This is a genomic window from Streptomyces sp. CC53 (assembly GCF_001865245.1).
In the GTDB taxonomy this organism is placed as follows: Bacteria; Actinomycetota; Actinomycetes; order Streptomycetales; family Streptomycetaceae; genus Streptomyces.
This window is the reverse complement of record NZ_MKXB01000098.1, coordinates 1-17,338: the sequence shown is the minus strand read 5'-3', so window position 1 is coordinate 17,338 and position 17,338 is coordinate 1. Positions and strand designations below refer to the sequence as shown.

Genomic DNA, 17,338 nt, shown 5'->3' with positions numbered 1-17,338 from the left:
TTGGGTGTCCTTCCTACAGCAGGGGGTGAATGCCGACGGGGAGACCGACGACCATTGCGGCGGACTGGCCGCCGAACGCGGGCCGCAGTCGCAGGCCGCCGGACGCCCGCGCGGCCTTGTCGATCTCGCGGCGTGCGGCGGGCAGGTCCGCGGGATCGCTCACCGTGGTGGTCACGTACAGGGACCACTGGACCATTCCGGCGCCGGTGGCTTCCTCGCCCGCCGTCCGCTCGGCGTGCTCGCGGTCCACGCGCTCGCGGCGGGTGGCGGTGCGCTTGGTGCGCCGCCGGTATTCCTCCTTCGCCTCCGCAGCGTTCACCTCCCGCTCGACCACGGCCTGTGCCTCATCGGTGGGCAGCACGCGGTAGGCGAGGGTGACCCTGCGGGTGAACTGGCCGGGCGCCAGGAGCTTCAACAGCACGTCGTAGGGCACGAGTTTGCGGGGGGCCTCCCGCAGCACGTACGAGACGGAGTGGTAGCCGTCGTGCTGGTACGTCTCCCAATCGTCCTCGGAGGCCACGGGGCCCACCTCATGCCACACCAGTTCCTCGACCTGGGTGGCGGGGGCGTCCATGTCGGCCGGGTTGAATGCGCCGCGGACGAGACGCTTGATGTCGGTGTCGGTGGCGCGTCGCAGCACGTCCACGCCGGCCCCGGCCAGGTCCACCGCGTCCAGGGCGCCGAGGGCGACGGCCGCTGCCTCCGCCGGGCCCTTGGGTCGTTGCGGGGATGCGGCCGGGTCGATCACGAGCGACATCCAGGCGGCGAGCTGCGCGGAGGCCCGCGGCGCGCGGTCCACCAGCTCGCCGACCACCCGCCGCGCCAGGAGCGGCGCGGTCTCCTCCAGGCGGGCGCGGACGTGATCGGACAGGGCCGCGCCCGAGGACGGGGTGATCTGAAGGGTGACGGACGCACCCCGTACGCCGTCCTCGTCGGCGAGCCGGGCCAGCGCGTCACCCCAGGCGGTGACCTGCGTGCGCACGGTGGTGCCGGAGGCGAGGAGGGAGCCGGCCGGGTTGAGCAGGAGGGCGGCCGTCATGGTGCCGGTGCGCTGGTTCCAGACCAGGCCGACCGGGCCGCGGCCGTCGGGGGCTTCAGCCCGGACGAGCTTGGTCGGCGCGGCCATCCCCGGCAGGTCGAGCCCTTCGGGCGAGGGCAGGAATACCGACCGGTAGGAGGTTTCGCCCCGCATGTGGCCCCAGGACCAGCGGGCGCGGCCGATGACGTAGGACATCAGCGGCATGCCGTGCCGCTGCCACACCGTCAGGGCGATGACGACCAGGGCGAGCGGGACCGTCACCGCCAGGGTGGAGATCGAGCCGCCCAGGACGATAAGCATGATCGGGGTCAGCATCGCGCCCACAGCGATGACCGTCTGAGGGGTGTTCAGGGACCAGATGCCCATAGACCGGCTGCGGCGCCAGCCACCGTAGAGGGGTTGTGGGTCGGTTGTCATGTTCCGTTACTCCGTTCCGCCGACCGCGCCGCCGGCTTTGTTGACGGCCTGCTTGGTTGCCTCTGCCGCAACGAGGGCGACCGTCACGGCTCCGCCCGTCGCGGCCCCACCGGCCGCCGCCGTCGCGGTCGAGGCCGCGGCGGTCGAGCCGCCAGCCGCCGCCTGCCCTGCACCGGCCGCCGCCGTGGCGCCCTCCGCTGCTGCTGCCGCCGACTCTCCGCCGGCCGCCGCCGCGCCGCCGCCCTGGCTGGGGATGCTCGCGGAGGATTGCTGAACAGCGCTGGCCCCTTCCGAAGAGCCCCCGCCGCCCCCGGAGGAGGGGCGGTTGCGTTCCATGTCGGCCGCGTGGGACATGGCTGTGGAACCGGCGGCACCGCCGGCACCGCCCGAACCGCCCGAACCGCTGTCACCTCCGGAGCTGCCCAGGCTGGAGCCGATGGCGCCGCCCACCGCGCTCAGCGCGCCGGCGAGGCCGCCGCCAGCCGCTACGGCGGTGCCCATCGACAGCCCGAGCGGGGCGAACAGGGCCATCAGCGACTTGAGGGCGACGATCGACAGGACGAGGGTCACGACGCCCCGGACGAAATCGAGGATTCCGTTTCCGTAAGCCATTTCCGTGAAGCCCACGGCGATGATCAGGGCCGCCATCGGCTTGTAGACGATGAGGACCATGATTGCGGTGAAGAGTCGCGGGAGCCACTGACGGGAGATCTCTCCGCCGACCTGCCCAGCGCCGGCGATTGGTAGCAAGAGCGCCTGAATCGGAATGGCCGCCTGACGCAGGAACAGCATCACGACCTGAACTGCGCCGACGCACAGGCCCACAATGGCGATGGTGAGCAGGCCCATAGGGTTTGCGATGGCGGGCAGCATGACCACCGCCATGCGGGCGGGAACGTCGGTGCCACCGCCGAAGCCGACGTAGAGGATGGCTTTGGCGAGCTGATCGGAGGCGAGCAACAGGGCGTCGATGATGCCGACACCGGCGGCGCTGACCACAATGTTGATCAAGAGTCCTTGGATAACCTGCGCGAGGGGGGCGCCCTTGCGCAGGATGATCATCTTGATGCCTTGGAACATCACGAGAATGGTGGCGATGCCCGCGCCGATGCCAACCATCAGGGCGTGCAGACTGAGGGACCGTGTGGGGTCGCTGGGCTTATCCGGGTCACCGAGAACGCCGGAGTCCTTGACCTGTACGGAGTCGGTCATCAGCCACCAGCCGAACGTGATCCGCATGAAATCGCCCGCGAATTCTGCCATTGCTTTCGCGGCGTCTCCGATCATGGTGCCCGCCAGCGCTTTCGCGGCTGCGCTGGCACCGTCTTTCGCAAGTTCGGTACCTTTCTCGACGCCCTTGATTGCCTGCTTTGCGCATTCCAGCATTCCACCGGGGGTTTTTGGCGCGTTCGGGAAGAACTGAGATCCGCACTTGACGGCGCCGATCCAGTCCCAGGCAGGCGGGGCCTGGGGGGCGGCAGCCGGTGCCGCGGCCGTGGATTGCGACGGCATGGCCGCGGCCGGTGCGGCCGCGAGGCCGAAGAAGAGAATCAGCGCGCCGGCCATCGAGACGATGCGGTGAAGGACTGGGTGCGTCACAGCCGGTTCCCTTCCTGAATCGCTTTCCACCCGTCCTCATTGAACTTGGCTGTGCCGATGTCCACCGGATCAGGAAGGGGCTTGGGGTCGGTGGGATCGCCCTTCCAGTCACCTGACTCCCACACCGCACGAGCGGGGAGAACCACCAGGGTGGTTTTCGGCTGGGCGCCTTCCCCCGCAGACGAGGTGACGCGCAACAGGATGAGCGCGTCCACCGCGTTGGAGTCAACCGCCGTCCACTTCACACCGATGGGCCAGGCGTTCAGGGCGGCGCCTGGCGGGATGGGGCCGGTTGCGGGCACGCCGGCGAACTCCCGGTTGCCCCGCACGCCGTCCTCCACCGAGGCTGACATGGCGTCGCGATATCTGGCGGTCGCGTAGGTGAGGACGCCGGCCTTGAGCTTGGCGGGGTCGAAGGACCACGCGTTGCGGGAGGAAGCCACGAGCATGGCCACTGCGCCCTCAGGAGTGTGGGGGAACTTCACCGGGAGTTCCCCGACGCGCTCGGCCCCGTCGGGCAGAGCGACGTACTGCGCGGGCGCGACGTACGGTCCGTCATCCGGGGGCAGTGTGGGGGCCGAGGTGGGTGCCGCGGTGCTCGCGGTCGGTGCGGGGGCCGGTGTGGTGGCTTGCGGGTCGCCGCCGCGTACGGCGATGACGACCAGGGCGGCGACGAGCACCAGGACCAGGGAGACCAGGAAGATGACGGCCCGGCGCATCCGCCGGTCCGCCGCTGCTTTGAGATCGAGGGTCACGGTCGTCCCCTCAGGTCACGATCGCGGGGACGACGCCGGCCGCGAGGGTGACGACGGACAGGCCGCCGAGGACCCACAGCAGGCCCGAGGCGCCCTCTGCGGAGAGGTGGGACCGGTTGCGGCGGCCGACCATCATCATGACGCCGCAGGCGATCAGGCCCAGGATTCCGGCGCCGATGGCGACGTACTTGGCCCACCCCACCCATTCCGGGAGGATGGTTTCCATGCCGGGCGGGGAGGCCGGTGGCGCGTCCCAGCCCGTGGGCTGCGGGGTGGGAGCCATAGGGGCGAGGGCCACCACGTCCGAAACGGCGTGCATGAGGCTCATTGGGATGTCTCCTTAGTCAGTGATTCCGAGTTGGCGTCGTAGGTTGCGCGCGGCCCTTTGAACGTCGCGGTAGGCGAGGCCCGCCGCTGGTGTGTCGATCTCCCGCAGGCGGACTAGATAGGGCACCTTGGCGATGCCGAGGACGCGGGAGCGGACCGAGCGGATGCGGTAGGCCGAGGCGCGAGGCATGCGAAGGGGGGCGTCCGCGACGACGACGAGGAACGGCTTAGGGACCTGCGGGTTCCACGCGCCGAGGAGTTGGACGGCGCTTGCCATGCCGAAAGCTGTCGACCGGGCGACCACGACCGGGATGTAATCCGGTGGCAGGTGTGCCCCGAGGGCGAGTTCTGTTGTGCCTGTGTCGCCGTTGGGGTCGATCCATCGGGTGACCGTTGAGGCGCCGGCGCCGCCGTGCGCCGCGAGGATGCCGAAGTGCCGGGACACGTTGAGGGGTTCAGCCCTCAGGGTTGAGTGTTGACTCATGATTTCACCCCCGTACTGTACTGATCTCGCTGTCACGCTACCATGACTCACTGTCAACAACCACTGCCATAAAAATGAGGCGTTGATGAGTCCAAGTAGCGGCGTCCCGCAGTTCCGCGCCGACCTGTTGCGCGCGAAGCGAGAAGCCCGCGGCTGGAGCTGCGAACAGCTCGCGGTCGTCGCAGGGATCACGCCCGCGACCGCACGCAAGGCGGAGGCGAGGACCGGCCGCCCCTCCCCCCGGGTAGTGAAGGCGCTTGCCGCTGCCTTGGACAGCTCCGTTGACGAGCTCGCCCCGGTCGAAGGGCCGCTGTCGCTCAGGGAGCTACGGGCCCGGCGGGGCGTCACACAGCGGGAGGTAGCGGCCAGGGTCGGAGTCAGTACGGGGATGGTGAGCAAGGTGGAGCGGGGCAAGCACGGGGTGAAGCACCCTGAGAGGTGGGCTGCGGCCTACGGGGTGAGCCGGTCGCGGTGGGCGGAGGCGTGGGAGGCGGGGCGGGAGAGTCAGCGCCAGCGGATCAAGACACGCAGCAGGCCGGATGGCGGGGGGACACAGTGAAGGCGGCTGTCCAGGCCGCCGCGGCGGCCGTGGTCGGCCTTCCCGTCGCGGTGATCGCGCTCGTGCTCGTCGGAGCCGGGGCCGGCGCTTCCAACCCGTCCGCGGGGACAGTCGTCAACGGGTTGAACGCCGCGGCTCTGCCCGCCGCCGGCCGCCCGTACGCGCGGTGGTACATCAAGGCGTCCGAGAGCGTGGCCGGTGAGTGCCCGCAGCTCTCGCCCGCGCTTCTGGCTGCCCAGGGCTACCAGGAGAGCGGATTCAACCCGACGATAGAGGGGCCCCCGACCCAGTACGGCACGGCCAAGGGAATCGCCCAGTTCATCGACTCCACTTGGGCGACGTGGGGCGAGGACGCGGACGGGGACGGTACCGCGCTCGGGGCCAAGGACCCGGAGGACGCGATCATGGCCCAGGCCCGGTACATGTGCAGCATGGTGAAGAAGGCCGGCCGGTCCGGCTACAAGGACGACCCGGTACGGCTCGCGCTCGCCGGATACAACGCCGGCTGGGGGTGGGTCGAGCACTACAAGGGTGTTCCGCCCGAGCGCTTCGCCGAGGGCCAGACCTACCACTACGTGCGCATCATCACGGCGACGGCCGCAAAGTGGGGCACGGCTCTCGGCGGGCAGCTGTCAGCCGAGGGGTGGACCAAGCCGGTTGCCGGCCCGCTCGGCACCGCCTACCACGCCTCCGGGGCCCACTGGGCGAGCGGCTACCACACCGGCATCGACTTCACCGTGCCCGTGGGCACGACCGTACGGGCCGCCGGGCCGGGCACCGTCGTCAAGGCCGGCGTCGGGGTCAGCTACGGCAACGAGGTCGTCATCCGGCACGATGACGGGGTGTACAGCCAGTACGCCCATCTGTCCTCGATCTCCGTTTCCCAGGGGCAGAAGGTGAAGGGTGGTCAGGCGGTGGGCCAGTCGGGAGCCACCGGCAACGTGACCGGGCCTCACCTGCACTTCGAGATCCGCACGGGAACCGCGTACGGCTCAGACATCAACCCGGTCCCCTATCTGCGTAAACGCGGCGTGACCTTGTAGCGCCCAAGAGGACTTAGCTTGTACAGGCGAACCCAGAAGCCGCGGAAGAGCCCGCCACCGGGATGGTGGCGGGCTCTTCCGCGTACCGAGCCGAAGCGGCTGTGCGGCGTGCTCCAGGTCAGGGCTTTCGGGTGCCGCAGCCGGGGCAGTAGGCGAATGCCGTGTCGTTCTCGCCGCCGCAGTTCGGGCACGTCCAGGGCTGCGCGTTCAGCGCCCTGAGCATGTCGCGCGAGTCGATGTAGACGACGGAGCCGGGGCCAGCGTTCAGCGCGGCGGCGACGGCCACCAGGTCGTCAACCTCCGGCACCGAAGCCACGGCCGGCGCGGTGGCCCGGGCCGACGGCACCGCCGCGATCCGGGGCCGAGACTCCCCCACGGGCAGGGACGGAAGCAGGGGCCACCCGGCATACCCGGCACCACGAGTCACCCCGGCAGCGTTGCGCATTACAGTCATGACAGATCCTTCCAACCAAGGATCGAGGCCCCCCGGCGACGAGATGCAGCCGCCGGAAGGGCCGAACCGTGAGGGGTCGGGTGCCAGCCCGGCCCCTCTCTTGTGCCAGCACTGTACTTGCTTGCTTGCTAGCTAGCAACCTAGAGTGCGTGTTAGGCGGCGAGCGAGGGAGGGAGAGAGCTAGCATGCGGCCCATGACTGGACCCGAGGTAGTCGGTAGCTACTCCGAAACCGGTGGCGTCACCAAGACGGCCACCGCCGTGTCCCTGGCCGTTGCGTACGCACTGGAGCACCCCGACGAGGAGGTGATTCTCGGGGATCTCGACCCCCGGGCAGCCGCCACCAAGTGGACCGGTGCCCAGCCTCAGCGTGACGACAAAGGCGGAGCTCTGGACATGACCGCCATCCTGGCGGCCGATGATGTCGAAGGATGGGCGGACGAGATCGCCGTTTCGTTGGACCCGGAGAAGGGATGGCCGGCGAACCTGCGGGTCATCCCCAGCAGCCGAGCCCTCTCCGCCCAGGAGAAGACGCCGGACGACCACGCCGAACGCAGGCTGAGGCGGAGCCTTATGGGCACCCGGGCCGGGTTCGTCGTCCTCGACTTCCCCAACCGTCAGGGAGGTGTCCTCACACAGAACGGACTCACGGCCTGCACCAAGGTTGTGTACGCCGCGCGGCCCGACGAGGACGGCCTAGACGGGGTGGACGGAGCGAAGCTGACGGTCCGGAAGTTCCACGCCTACCGGGAAGAGGCGGGACTCTCACGACTTCCGCACGAGGTAGGGATCATTCTCGGCGCCGCGTACACCGGCGCCGTGTGGACCCGCGATGCCCTGCGGGCCGTCGAGGAGTTCGAGCGCACCTCTCCCGGCATGCTGCTGACGCCCTACATCCAGCACCGGGTGATCGTGAAGGAATGCCGCTCCGCCGGGGAGTTCTACGCCCAATACGGCGGCAGCGCAGGCGGAGACAAGGTTTTCGCGGCCTACCGCGAGCTACTTCTGAACAGGATTCTTTGATGACCGAACGTGACCGCCCCAACCCGCGGCCCCGCTCCGCGCCGGAGACCGAAGACCCCGCCGTGCCCAAGGGGGCCCAGGCGTCGCGTGACGAGGCCCCGCCGCCCCCGCCCGTCCGCAGGCGGAGGGGGCCGGCACCCACCATCCAGCTCAACACGCGAGTCGCGCCCGAGGTGGACGAGTTGGTGGCCCACGTCTGCGACGTGCGCGGGTGGAGCAAGCGAGAAGCCGTCGAGTTCGCTCTCAAGAAGACGTACGCCCGCGAGCTGCGGGAGATCGAGGCAGCGCGCGAGAACGCGAGCTAGCTCGCTTGCTTGCTTCCTTACGTGTCAGCTTGGGAGCAAGCGAGGAAGCACCGGAAGACGAAGGCCCCGGGGACGCCCGACTACCACGAAGCGCGCCCCCAGGGCCTCACGAGATGAGGAGAAACCTCACCTATGCACCACCACGTTAAGGCCAACCGGCACCGGCCGACGCCCACGCCCGTCAGCCTGGCCGGAACCGCACGGGAGAGCGCCCGATGACCGACTTCCCGCAGCTCGCCGAGTGGGCCAGAGACCACGCCGCAGCCATCACTGCCGCCGTTGCCCTTGCGGCCGTCCTGACCGCCGTCACCATCAAGCGGCGTGGAGCCAGCGCCAGCGACGCGGGCCAGGCCGAAGAACAGCCCGAGCCCCAGGCCGCCGAGGAGGCAGACACCGAGAGCGAGAAGCGCCGGAAGTTCTCCGCCGGCACGCTCGCCGCGGTGGCCGCGTTCATCATCTGCACCAGTGTCAGCCTCAACACCGGCTACAGGTTCACCGGAGCCCCAGCGCCCAAGGGACTGGGCATGACCTGGGAGCCTGAGCGCATCCTGGCCTGTGCCGGGTTCGAAAGCCTCATCGCCATGTGCGTGCTCGGAGCCCGCGAGCGGCTGGCGAAGCACGGCACCCCGGGTTGGTACGGCACGGCCGTATGGGTGTTCGCCGGCCTGTCCGCCGTTCCGGCCTGGGTCGAAGGCGGAGGACTCTCCGCCAGCACCGTTGTCCGCATCATCGTCGGCTCGTTCGGCTCCGCCCTGGCCGCCCACTCGGCCCTTGGCCTTGAGCTGCGACACCGCACGGGGGACGAGTCGCAGACCGCCATGGCCCAGATCACGCGCGACCTGCGCGAGCGCCTGATGGCCCGTCTGGGACTGGCCCACCGCAGCCGTTCCGCCGAGGAGATCGCCCGAGACCGCGCGCTGGACAAGGCCGTGGACTTGGACGACCGATACAAGCGCCTGCCGGACGACGAGAAGGCGAAGCGCAAGGGCCAGCGCATCGCCCGGCGCCTGGCCGTCTGGCAGGACCGTGCCGAGCTCGCCACGAACGAGGCACAGCGCGACCTCTACCGAGCCCGCGTGGCACAGAGGCAGTGCGCCACCAAGCTGAGCATCAGCGACGCCGAGTCGCCGTGGAACCAACCGAGCACGGCACAGGTTCAGGCGCGTGCTCTGGACACGCTGGAGGGGCACGCCCGGCACATGGAGAACCTGGCCAGCGACGCCGAGGCAGCGCTACGGGCACAGATCGGCACACCCCCGGCGGCACACGGCGGCACACCCGTGCCGGGACCGCGTGCCGAGACCGTTCCGGAGGACGAGCCCGAGGCGGACGAGGAGCCGTCGGACCGCATCGACCCCGCCGACGAGAAGCACGCCGAGCCGCCCAGGGCAGCGGCGGCACACGGCGGCACACCCCGAGTCATCACAGCCCGCGTGCCGCAGGAGAGCGACGAAGCCGAGGCGGAGGAACCGGGGGCAGAGGCGGAGCCGCTGCGGGACCTGCGGAGCTACCCGACGAAGCGGGCCGCCCTTGAAGCCCTGTACTGCCACCGGATCGCCCCCGACGACCCGAGGACGACGAACGCGATTGCCGAGGAGCTGTTGACCGAGCTCGCCGAGGCGGGAATCGCGCTGGACCGAGGCGCGGCCAACCGGTACATCGGCCCCCTGCGTCCGCAGCAGGACGACGACCAGGAGGACCAGGCCGACGCCGACAGCCGCGAACTGGTCAACGCGTGACCCACGGCCCCACCCGGGGTGCGGCACACCGGCCGCACCCCGGCCACCAGCGGCACACTCATGTGCCGCCCCAGACCCCAGGGGGAGCGATGAGCACCACGACCAACCCGCCGGCGGACCAAGACGGCCGCGGATCGGCTCCGCGGGCACTGGCGAGTGTGCCGACCCCGCGCGAGACGGAGTTGACCGAGCGCCTGGCCTCAGCCGGTGACCGCGTACGGCTCACGCTGGACACCAGCGCCGCCATCCAGACGGCACACCAGGAGGCGGCAGCGGCACACCGTGACGCCATGGAGGCACGGGCCGAGGCACAGAGGGCCGAGGCCGCCGCTGAGGCGGCACAGGTCGAGGCCGACCACGCCGGAGAACGAGCCGCCGCCGCCGTTGAAGAAGCCACGAACCTGCGCCAGCAGCTCGCCGGCGAGCAGGCGGCACACCACGCCGAGGCGTTGGCACGGCGTCAGGCCGAGGGCGTACGTGCCGCAGCGGTGCAGCTTGCCGAGCAGGCACAGCACGCCGCCGAGGAGGCACATGCCGAGGCCGGCGCCCTGCGCGGGCAGCTTGCCGAGGTCCGGCAGGCGGCACAGGTTGGGGCGGAGGGGGAGGCACAGCCGGAGCAGTCCGTAGCGAAGCCCACCGGCACATCGACCCGTGTGCAGCCGAAGCGACGAAGGAAGCGCGCGCGCTAGTCGAAGCTGCGAGCAAGCGAGGGTTCTAGCTAGCGCATGAGCGAGCTAGCTAGCGAGCTTTACGCGCGCGAGGACACGCCCAGTGCGCGCCCTTGCGATTCGCTAGCCCGTCCGCGCGAGCGGAGGTGACCCGGACTGCCGCGACAGCTTCACGTGGTGGTGGACCCGTTCTCCGCGAAAGCGGAGGTGTACCGTTCGGTGCTTGCGGGTGACCGGCCTGTATGTCCTACCTGCCCGCGCAAGCGGGTGTGGCGCCGCCCCCCTGCCAGACCGATGGTCGGGCAGGGGGGGCGGCGCCGTTGTGTGCGGATGTCAGCCGCGGGCCGGGGAATCGCGGCTCGCCCTGTCGGGGCTAGAGGGTTCCGGTGTTCAGCGCGTTCACGAGGGCGGACCAGGCCGGGCCGGGCACCGTCAGGCCCGGCCGGGTACGGTCCTTCGTGTCCCGTACGCCGACCCACGAGCCGCCTTCGAAGTCGGCGACCTCCACGCACTCATTCTGCGGGCCGCTGTATGTGCTTGTCCGCCAGGAAGCGCCGGCGAGCTGTGCGGCAGTGGGCGGGGTGGTCATCGCATGTACTCCTGTCGTGCGGATTCCAGCAGGTCTCTGCTGGAGTCTTGGTCTTCAGCGGCCGAGCGTAGATACTCAAACATGATCTTGTACTCGCTCACGTGCTCTGGAGCGTCGAGGTAGAGTCCGCGCCGATGCAGTTCGAGGTAAACCACGGCCATGGAGGCCATCGGGCTCGCCTCATCATCCCGCCCCAGCAGCACGAAGTGACCGCCGGAAGTCGCCACGTGGCTGCGACCGCGAGGGATCACCTGTATGTCGATGTTCGGTCGCTCGGACATGTCGAGCAGGTGGCCGATTTGCTCAGACATCACCGAAGCACCGCCGATTCCATCGGTCAGTACGGATTGCTTCAGGACTACCCACAGGTGGAGGTCTGAAAGGATCTCCTGGCGCTTCAGCCGGGCCCGCACGTTCGCGGCGATGGTGGAGGCGTCGACTCGCGGCTGTGCCGCCTGGTGCAGGGCCAGGGCGTACGCCTCCGTCTGGAGGAGGCCCGGGACCAACTGGTTCGCCCAGACGTGCTCATAGGCCGCGTACGCCTCGAACGACACCAGCGGATTGAGGATGTCCGGCAGAGCCGGGTGCTCCAGCCACCAGCCATCCTCATGGCTCGTGGCCAGGCGTACGAGGCCGTCCCGCTCGTCTTCTGTGGCCCCGCATGCGTCGGCGATGGCCCGCACGGTCGGCACGCGGAGGCGCGCCCGATCCTGCCACCCCTCGTAGCGGTTGACCGTGCCGATGCTGACCCCGGCTCGGTCGGCTACCTCAGCCTGTGTGAGCCCGGCCCGCTCGCGCAGAGCCGCCAGTGCGCGGCCGATCTGCATGCGACCTGCCGGGCCGACCGTCGCTGCCACGTCGCCCCCTCTGGTTGTGGTCGTCGCCGCGCTGTGCGGCTGAGCGGAAGCGTACGCGCGACGCGGCATCCCCAGGTCTCTCCCACCAGTTCCCTCTTCTTGGCGGAGTTCAGTCGTACGGGTACCGCTCATTGAATTTCAATGGCAGTGTAGGCAATGAACACGGAGCGTTGATCTGACGCAGCCGCGAGTGATCATGCGCGGCGCAGACCCGGGATGGATCTGATGTTGAAAGCCACGGGCGCATTACGTACGAGCAGCGATGTTCGCAGCCACGCACTCGACCCGCTGGAGATCACCCCTGAGCAGCACGCCAGGCTGCGCGGGCAGGCGTGCGCTCGATGCGGGCACCGGCACGGTCTGCGGCCCGCCGGGTACGCCTACACCATCAGCGAAGGTGCCGGCCGTCTCGGTTGGGCGGTCAAGGTCTGTGAGCCCTGCGAGCGGGCGGGGGCGAGGGCATGAGGCCGACCCCTGCGGCCCGGTGGTTCATCGAGGCCGGCGCCGAGGCCAGGCCGCTGTACCAGGCATGGAACCGCGGTGCCGCCGCCGATGTGCCGATCGGCAACCTGTGGGACATCGTGCGCGTCACGAGCCGGCTCGGAGCGGACGTGATCGCCCGAGTCCGCAGGCACGGGGCCGAGTTGGGCCCCGTGCTGGAGACGCCCGCGCGGGGCGCCGTCGAATTCGTCGTCCCCCCGGGCACCGCGGCGACGTGGCCCGACCTGATGGGGACGATCGCCGCGGCCAGGGGGGTGCTGCGCTGCCCGCCGCCCCACGTGACCGCAGCCAGCGGCCTGCGCTCGACCGGGGCGCGGCGGTGGATCGTGCCCCCGCTGTACGCGCCGGCCACCACGGACGCCAACGCCCTGTGCGAGGCCGTGGCCGCCGCCTTGATGCACCGCGCGACCGCCGCGCTTGCCTTGGCCGGACGCGGAGGCCCGCGATGATCCGATGCGAGATCACGGCCCACAGGCTCGACCTGTCTGCGCACTGGCTGCTGTACACGCACGAGGCGCAGTCACCGGGCGAGGCTCTGTGGTGGCTGCGGTGGCAGGCCGCGAAGCTCGCGGACCGGCTCGACCCCGACCCGCGCACCCCGTGGGTGCCGGCCGGAGCTCTGAGGCCGGTGGGCGGGTCGGTACCGGACGCCCCCGCCGGGCTGCGGGCGTGGTGCGAGGGCCCGGCTGACGGCCCTGAATGGCTGTGTCTGCTGGAAAGTGAGCGCCGGGTCATCGTGTCTGTCCACGACGACACCGCGCACTACACGCTCACCGCCGTTGTTGTCGCGGAACCCGCAGGCATCGTGGCCCAGACCGGAGGCGGGTCCCCGCGTCCCCACCTCGATCACGCTCCGACCCGGCCCAGCCCCGCACCGCCAGAGCGTCAAGTGGCCATCCGCCGCGTCCAGGACTGGCCGATCACCACCGACGACCCCGAAGCGCCGGCCCGGCTACGTACCCGCGTGCGCACCACGTACGACCTGTGGGGCCTGCCGTACGAACTCGCCACCCGGTTGGGCGACCTGACCGAGTGTCTGGTCACCCACGCCCGCACCCATGCCGCCGCTCCCGCCCGCGCGCTCGTCGTCTACGCGGTCTACGACCCGTACGGCCCCGACGGCGCCACCGTCATGGCCGTGGCGCCCTCTGGTTTCATTCCGCGACACGGCGCCCGGCGCGTCCCCTCTAGCCCCGGCGGCCGACCAGTGGGGCACGCTCACCACCCCCGCCGGCCCCGCCCTCTATGCCCGCCTGGCCATCGCCCACCCCACGGAGGAGCCGGCATGAGCGCCCTGCCCGACGTAGGCGATCTGGTCACCGACGGGCCGCACGGCCCCAAATGGGTCGTCACCGGCGTGGAGTACCCCGCCAGCCCGAACATCCGGTGGGTGCTGCGTCCGCTGCGCGGCGGCGGTGCGGACGGCCAGCCCGCCCGCACCGTGCCCCGGGACCGGATCAGCCGGTTTCCGGTGCTGCGCCGCCGTGGCGCCTGGGCTCAGCTGTGAGCGGCGCACACGCGGCCGACCGGCCTTCCCGCCCCGGCCTGGCGGCCCTGGTGCTGGGCGTGCTCGGCGCCGTGCCGCCCGTGTGGATCTGCGGCCCGCAGCTCGCGGACCACTACACCACCGCCCAGCCGGCCGGGACCGAGCGCCCCGACATGCTCCCCCAGGACCACCATCCCGACCACGGGCGGCGGCCGTGAACGGTGTCGAACTCGCCGTCCTCATCCTCGTGACCGCCACGCTCCTGGCCGCCCTCGCACTGGCCACGACCAGATAAGCCCCGCGGCCCCCGACCACCACTGAAGCCCGGCGCCCAGGGCGGCCCGCCGCCCCGCGCCCCCGCCCCGCCGCAGCGGGCGACTCGGAAACCCCGCACACCACACACCACACACCACGGAGGCCCCTATGGCCACGGCTACTGCCGTCATGCCCCTGACATTCGCCTGGCTGGAGATCACCGGGCGGTGCAACCTCGAATGCACCCACTGCTACGCCGATTCCTCCCCGGACGGCGACCACGGCACCATGACCGCCACCGACTGGGAGCACGCCATTGACCAGCTCGCCGCCATGCGCTGCGACGGCGTCCAGTTCATCGGAGGCGAACCCTGCCTCCACCCCGCCCTGCCCCGCCTCATCGCGCACGCCCGCACCCGCGGACTGGGCAGCGTCGAGGTGTTCAGCAACCTCACCCACGTGCCCGACCACCTGTGGGAGTGCTTCGTGGCCCACCGCGTGGACCTGGCCACCTCCTACTACTCCGACCAGGCCCACGAGCACGACGCCGTCACAGCCCGGCGCGGCTCCCACAAGCGGACCCGCGCCAACATCGCCCGCGCCCAAGAGCTCGGCCTCAACCTGCGCGGCGGCACCGTCGTCGTCAACGACCACCAGCGGGCCGCCCAGGCACACGCCGACCTGCGCACCCTCGGCGTGACCCAGCTCGGCGCCGACCGCATGCGCGCCTTCGGCCGCGGCACCTCCACCCCACCCACCGTCAACGACCTGTGCGGGCACTGCGCCCAGCACAAGTGCGCCATCGGCCCGGACGGCTCCGTGTGGCCGTGCGTCCTCAGCCGCTTCATCACCGTCGGCAACGTCCACAGCCAGCCCCTCGCGGACATCTGGACCGGCCCCGCCCTGGCCGCCGCCCGCGCCGAGATCACATCCACCTGCGGCACCGCAGCCGGCGCCCAGTCCTGCACGCCGCCGCAGTTCCTGCCCATGTGCGGCCCGTGCTCGCCGTGCGTTCCCTCGGTCGGGCACTGCGACCCCCGAGCCGCCACCACGGCCCCCACCACCGCACTACCATCCACCGGACACCCGCAGACCCGCTGACCGAGGAACGGACATGGACGAGCACGGCGACCACTTCCAGGCATGGGCCAGCGGCCAGGACCCCCAGGTATGGGCCGGCAGCCGAGAAGGACAGGCCGTCCAGCACACCGAGGAGCAGTGGGAAGCCATCGCCCGCCACGTCCGGCACGCAGCCAACAAGCTGGGCCCGGACCTCCCCCTCTGCCTGCCCGGAGAACCCCGAGCATGCGGCCGTACCGCACAGCAGCACGCACTCACATGGGCCGCCGAGCTCAAAGCCCGCGCACACCACCTGATCGAGGAGCACGCACCCTCACTCCTCCACGCCGCCTACTTCACTGGCCCCCACTACCAGACTCGCCTAGAGCACCTGCGGCTGACGTAGGCCCGCGCCCCCGTCGCGGGCCTATGCCGAAGGACAGCGCCCCGGCCCCCCAGCCGGGGCGCTGCCGCGTTCGCAGCCGCCGCGGTGAAGGGCCCCAACCCCACTGCCCCGCAACCCGTGCGGCGCGTACCGTGGAGATGTCGAGAACACGACGGAGGTCACCAGCATGAGCGCGCTGCCGCACGAGACGCCCACCAGGGCGTACGCGGACCCGTACCGGGTCGAGGAGTGGGAAGGGCCCCAGACGCTCGCCGAGCTGCGGGCCGAGCTCGCCCTGATCGGTCCCGCCGAGGTGGTGGCGTTCAACGCCAAACTCGACGCCGCCCGCTTCGGCGAGGCCCAGGCCGCCGTGATCTCCGACGCCCGCCGGCTGATCGCCCTGCGCACCCGGCCCGAGGTCCAGGCAGCCATCGCGGCGTCCCTCGCCGGCGAGACGCGTACGGCCCCCATCGCGGACCTGTACGCCTATCTGGAGAGCCGGGAAGCCGACCGGTGAGCCGCTGGGACGTCGAAGTGCCCCCGCGGCTCTACGAGGAAGTGGCCCGGCTCAGCCCCGGAGGCCGGCGGGCCGTCCATGACGTGCTAGACCGCCTCGCCGCCGAGCCGCGCGACCCCGCCAGCTCCACCGAGCCGATCACCGGCGCCGAACTGCGCAGGATCGACACCGACCCCGCCAAGGACACCGGCGACCGGATCACCCTCCTGTACCGGGTCCACCCGCCCGAGGACGACGCCCCGGGGCGCATCGAAGTGATCTTCCTCCTGTCTGGTCCCTGACAGCCGTTCCCGACCGGGACCAGCCCGCTCGGGGAAGTATTGCCGCGCCGCCAGCCAGGGAGCGGGCCGTGGTATCGGTCATCGTCACAGCTCTGCTCCGTCGTCCAAATCGATCGAGGCCGCGGACACGGCCAACGCAAGGTGCCGCGAGGCCGTCAGGCACCGCTCCGCCGCCATGCTCGGGTCCTCCTCCCGCGCCGCCTCGCGCAGCACCAGACAGGCCCGCAGCACGGCGGTGCGTGTCGCCTCGTCAAGGACCCCCCTCGCGCTGTACTCCCCGGACGCCGTCAAGCCCAAGATGAACGCGAGCGCGTCGGCCGGGTCGGGATCGAGAGCGTCCAGGAACTCACCCCCGGCCTCCGCCAAGTCCATGGCGGCAGCCTGCGGCGGCGTCGGCACCGTGCCCTCCCCGCTGAAGCTTCCCCCGCCGAACTGCGCGTCAATGACGACCTGATCGGCCTCAGCGGCCGCACACCGCCGATGGAACGTGTCCCGGGCGTGCGCGTCCTCCCGAGAAACCTCCGCCGGCCACCTTGCCGCGTCCTGCGCCACCGCCCGATCCAGCCGCTCGGCCGCGCTCAGCGCCAGACCGCTGATCCCCCCGACGTTCACCGGCACACCACCCGCACGCGGCGGCGCGTACGCGATCGGCCCGTACACCCCCAACGCCGCAGACGCGCACTCCCCTACCAACTCGGCCAACGTCGCAATCAGCCGTGCGTGACGCCGCCGCCGCGCGGGCGCCTCCGCCTCCACACTCACCCCGCCTCCCCTGCCAGCCCTGACACACCAGACCATCACGGCGGGTTCGCAAACATCACGGTACGTACCCGCAGCACGAACCCTACGGGCCCCAACGACCCAACAAGGACGGACCACACTTCCGCCCACCGCGCACGCGTCCTGCCCCAGGGGTGCACCGCGGCGTTGCGGCGGTGGTGCGGGGGCGTTGCCTCCGGCGGCCCTCCGGGGGGCCACCGCTCCCAGAGGGGGGTGG

General features: G+C 71.0%; 22 protein-coding genes. 13 read left to right on the top strand and 9 right to left on the bottom strand.

Translation table 11 applies throughout. The annotated features are described in order from the left end of the window. Nucleotides 1–13 precede the first annotated feature (13 nt). From BJP40_RS08765 to BJP40_RS08745, 5 genes are read right to left on the bottom strand one after another with little or no spacing between them, the layout of a single operon-like run. Nucleotides 14–1,456, bottom strand: a complete 1,443-nt coding sequence (locus tag BJP40_RS08765; protein WP_071279911.1) for an SCO6880 family protein — start codon at nucleotides 1,454–1,456, stop codon at nucleotides 14–16. Nucleotides 1,457–1,462: 6 nt separating this feature from the next. Continuing rightward, the gene (locus BJP40_RS08760; RefSeq protein WP_071279910.1) at nucleotides 1,463–3,055 is read right to left on the bottom strand and encodes a hypothetical protein; all 1,593 of its coding nucleotides are present in this window, start codon (nucleotides 3,053–3,055) and stop codon (nucleotides 1,463–1,465) included. After that, nucleotides 3,052–3,810, bottom strand: a complete 759-nt coding sequence (locus tag BJP40_RS08755) for a hypothetical protein (protein WP_143065919.1) — start codon at nucleotides 3,808–3,810, stop codon at nucleotides 3,052–3,054. The genes BJP40_RS08760 and BJP40_RS08755 overlap by 4 nt, the downstream gene beginning before the upstream one ends. 10 nt (nucleotides 3,811–3,820) lie before the next feature. After that, nucleotides 3,821–4,138: a hypothetical protein gene (locus BJP40_RS08750; protein WP_256220687.1), complete on the bottom strand. Its 318-nt coding sequence runs from the start codon at nucleotides 4,136–4,138 to the stop codon at nucleotides 3,821–3,823. Nucleotides 4,139–4,150: 12 nt separating this feature from the next. Continuing rightward, nucleotides 4,151–4,621, bottom strand: a complete 471-nt coding sequence (locus BJP40_RS08745) for a hypothetical protein (protein ID WP_143065918.1) — start codon at nucleotides 4,619–4,621, stop codon at nucleotides 4,151–4,153. A gap of 85 nt (nucleotides 4,622–4,706) precedes the next feature. Between BJP40_RS08745 and BJP40_RS08740 the strand changes: the two genes are divergently transcribed. Further along, nucleotides 4,707–5,180, top strand: coding sequence for a helix-turn-helix transcriptional regulator (locus tag BJP40_RS08740; RefSeq protein ID WP_071279907.1), 474 nt, complete (start codon nucleotides 4,707–4,709; stop codon nucleotides 5,178–5,180). Beyond that, complete coding sequence (locus tag BJP40_RS36075; protein WP_071279906.1) at nucleotides 5,177–6,223, top strand: peptidoglycan DD-metalloendopeptidase family protein; 1,047 nt, start codon at nucleotides 5,177–5,179, stop codon at nucleotides 6,221–6,223. The genes BJP40_RS08740 and BJP40_RS36075 overlap by 4 nt, the downstream gene beginning before the upstream one ends. Nucleotides 6,224–6,341: 118 nt before the next feature. Here BJP40_RS36075 and BJP40_RS08730 read toward each other — a convergent pair whose 3' ends face one another. Continuing rightward, a complete protein-coding gene (locus BJP40_RS08730; protein ID WP_143065917.1) occupies nucleotides 6,342–6,539 on the bottom strand; it encodes a hypothetical protein in 198 nt (65 codons plus the stop codon). 332 nt (nucleotides 6,540–6,871) lie between these two features. Between BJP40_RS08730 and BJP40_RS08725 the strand changes: the two genes are divergently transcribed. From BJP40_RS08725 to BJP40_RS33575, 4 genes are all read left to right on the top strand, one after another. Next, nucleotides 6,872–7,699: a ParA family protein gene (locus BJP40_RS08725; protein ID WP_071279928.1), complete on the top strand. Its 828-nt coding sequence runs from the start codon at nucleotides 6,872–6,874 to the stop codon at nucleotides 7,697–7,699. Next, nucleotides 7,699–8,004 carry a hypothetical protein gene (locus BJP40_RS08720; RefSeq protein WP_071279904.1) on the top strand — a complete coding sequence of 102 codons (306 nt, stop codon included), beginning with the start codon at nucleotides 7,699–7,701 and terminating at the stop codon, nucleotides 8,002–8,004. The genes BJP40_RS08725 and BJP40_RS08720 overlap by 1 nt, the downstream gene beginning before the upstream one ends. Before the next feature lie 215 nt (nucleotides 8,005–8,219). Further along, a complete protein-coding gene (locus BJP40_RS08715; protein ID WP_071279903.1) occupies nucleotides 8,220–9,743 on the top strand; it encodes a hypothetical protein in 1,524 nt (507 codons plus the stop codon). A 182-nt stretch (nucleotides 9,744–9,925) separates the two neighbouring features. Beyond that, the gene (locus BJP40_RS33575) at nucleotides 9,926–10,432 is read left to right on the top strand and encodes a hypothetical protein (RefSeq protein WP_218153198.1); all 507 of its coding nucleotides are present in this window, start codon (nucleotides 9,926–9,928) and stop codon (nucleotides 10,430–10,432) included. 352 nt (nucleotides 10,433–10,784) lie between these two features. Here BJP40_RS33575 and BJP40_RS08705 read toward each other — a convergent pair whose 3' ends face one another. Then, complete coding sequence (locus tag BJP40_RS08705) at nucleotides 10,785–11,000, bottom strand: DUF397 domain-containing protein (protein WP_071279901.1); 216 nt, start codon at nucleotides 10,998–11,000, stop codon at nucleotides 10,785–10,787. Then, entirely contained in the window at nucleotides 10,997–11,857 is an 861-nt protein-coding gene (locus tag BJP40_RS08700; RefSeq protein ID WP_256220686.1) for a helix-turn-helix transcriptional regulator, read from the bottom strand. Before BJP40_RS08700 ends, BJP40_RS08705 begins: the two co-directional genes overlap by 4 nt. 461 nt (nucleotides 11,858–12,318) lie before the next feature. On the opposite strand from BJP40_RS08700, the gene BJP40_RS08695 reads away from it, so the two are divergent. The 7 genes from BJP40_RS08695 to BJP40_RS08665 all read left to right on the top strand — a co-directional run bounded on the left by BJP40_RS08695 (nucleotide 12,319) and on the right by BJP40_RS08665 (nucleotide 16,341). Continuing rightward, a complete protein-coding gene (locus tag BJP40_RS08695; RefSeq protein ID WP_071279899.1) occupies nucleotides 12,319–12,807 on the top strand; it encodes a hypothetical protein in 489 nt (162 codons plus the stop codon). Beyond that, on the top strand, nucleotides 12,804–13,865 hold the full coding sequence (locus BJP40_RS08690; RefSeq protein WP_071279898.1) for a hypothetical protein: 1,062 nt from the start codon (nucleotides 12,804–12,806) through the stop codon (nucleotides 13,863–13,865). Before BJP40_RS08695 ends, BJP40_RS08690 begins: the two co-directional genes overlap by 4 nt. Then, the gene (locus tag BJP40_RS08685) at nucleotides 13,862–14,062 is read left to right on the top strand and encodes a hypothetical protein (RefSeq protein ID WP_071279897.1); all 201 of its coding nucleotides are present in this window, start codon (nucleotides 13,862–13,864) and stop codon (nucleotides 14,060–14,062) included. The genes BJP40_RS08690 and BJP40_RS08685 overlap by 4 nt, the downstream gene beginning before the upstream one ends. 226 nt (nucleotides 14,063–14,288) lie before the next feature. Next, a complete protein-coding gene (locus BJP40_RS08680) occupies nucleotides 14,289–15,200 on the top strand; it encodes a radical SAM protein (protein WP_079171027.1) in 912 nt (303 codons plus the stop codon). Between the two features lie 13 nt (nucleotides 15,201–15,213). Then, nucleotides 15,214–15,564 carry a hypothetical protein gene (locus BJP40_RS08675; RefSeq protein ID WP_071279896.1) on the top strand — a complete coding sequence of 117 codons (351 nt, stop codon included), beginning with the start codon at nucleotides 15,214–15,216 and terminating at the stop codon, nucleotides 15,562–15,564. A 166-nt stretch (nucleotides 15,565–15,730) separates the two neighbouring features. Further along, nucleotides 15,731–16,060: a hypothetical protein gene (locus tag BJP40_RS08670; protein ID WP_071279895.1), complete on the top strand. Its 330-nt coding sequence runs from the start codon at nucleotides 15,731–15,733 to the stop codon at nucleotides 16,058–16,060. Then, nucleotides 16,057–16,341, top strand: coding sequence for a hypothetical protein (locus BJP40_RS08665; RefSeq protein WP_071279894.1), 285 nt, complete (start codon nucleotides 16,057–16,059; stop codon nucleotides 16,339–16,341). Before BJP40_RS08670 ends, BJP40_RS08665 begins: the two co-directional genes overlap by 4 nt. 84 nt (nucleotides 16,342–16,425) lie before the next feature. Here BJP40_RS08665 and BJP40_RS08660 read toward each other — a convergent pair whose 3' ends face one another. Continuing rightward, a complete protein-coding gene (locus tag BJP40_RS08660) occupies nucleotides 16,426–17,103 on the bottom strand; it encodes a hypothetical protein (RefSeq protein WP_079171026.1) in 678 nt (225 codons plus the stop codon). Between the last annotated feature and the right edge of the window lie 235 nt (nucleotides 17,104–17,338).

Bases quoted from the DNA above. Each gene is read 5' to 3' on its own strand.
- BJP40_RS08750 (WP_256220687.1), bottom strand. From the start codon at position 4,138: ATGAGCCTCATGCACGCCGTTTCGGACGTGGTGGCCCTCGCCCCTATG.
- BJP40_RS08720 (WP_071279904.1), top strand. From the start codon at position 7,699: ATGACCGAACGTGACCGCCCCAACCCGCGGCCCCGCTCCGCGCCGGAG.
- BJP40_RS08670 (WP_071279895.1), top strand. From the start codon at position 15,731: ATGAGCGCGCTGCCGCACGAGACGCCCACCAGGGCGTACGCGGACCCG.
- BJP40_RS08765 (WP_071279911.1), bottom strand. From the start codon at position 1,456: ATGACAACCGACCCACAACCCCTCTACGGTGGCTGGCGCCGCAGCCGG.
- BJP40_RS08695 (WP_071279899.1), top strand. From the start codon at position 12,319: ATGAGGCCGACCCCTGCGGCCCGGTGGTTCATCGAGGCCGGCGCCGAG.
- BJP40_RS08740 (WP_071279907.1), top strand. From the start codon at position 4,707: ATGAGTCCAAGTAGCGGCGTCCCGCAGTTCCGCGCCGACCTGTTGCGC.
- BJP40_RS08725 (WP_071279928.1), top strand. From the start codon at position 6,872: ATGACTGGACCCGAGGTAGTCGGTAGCTACTCCGAAACCGGTGGCGTC.
- BJP40_RS08690 (WP_071279898.1), top strand. From the start codon at position 12,804: ATGATCCGATGCGAGATCACGGCCCACAGGCTCGACCTGTCTGCGCAC.
- BJP40_RS08675 (WP_071279896.1), top strand. From the start codon at position 15,214: ATGGACGAGCACGGCGACCACTTCCAGGCATGGGCCAGCGGCCAGGAC.
- BJP40_RS08680 (WP_079171027.1), top strand. From the start codon at position 14,289: ATGCCCCTGACATTCGCCTGGCTGGAGATCACCGGGCGGTGCAACCTC.
- BJP40_RS08715 (WP_071279903.1), top strand. From the start codon at position 8,220: ATGACCGACTTCCCGCAGCTCGCCGAGTGGGCCAGAGACCACGCCGCA.
- BJP40_RS08745 (WP_143065918.1), bottom strand. From the start codon at position 4,621: ATGAGTCAACACTCAACCCTGAGGGCTGAACCCCTCAACGTGTCCCGG.
- BJP40_RS08705 (WP_071279901.1), bottom strand. From the start codon at position 11,000: ATGACCACCCCGCCCACTGCCGCACAGCTCGCCGGCGCTTCCTGGCGG.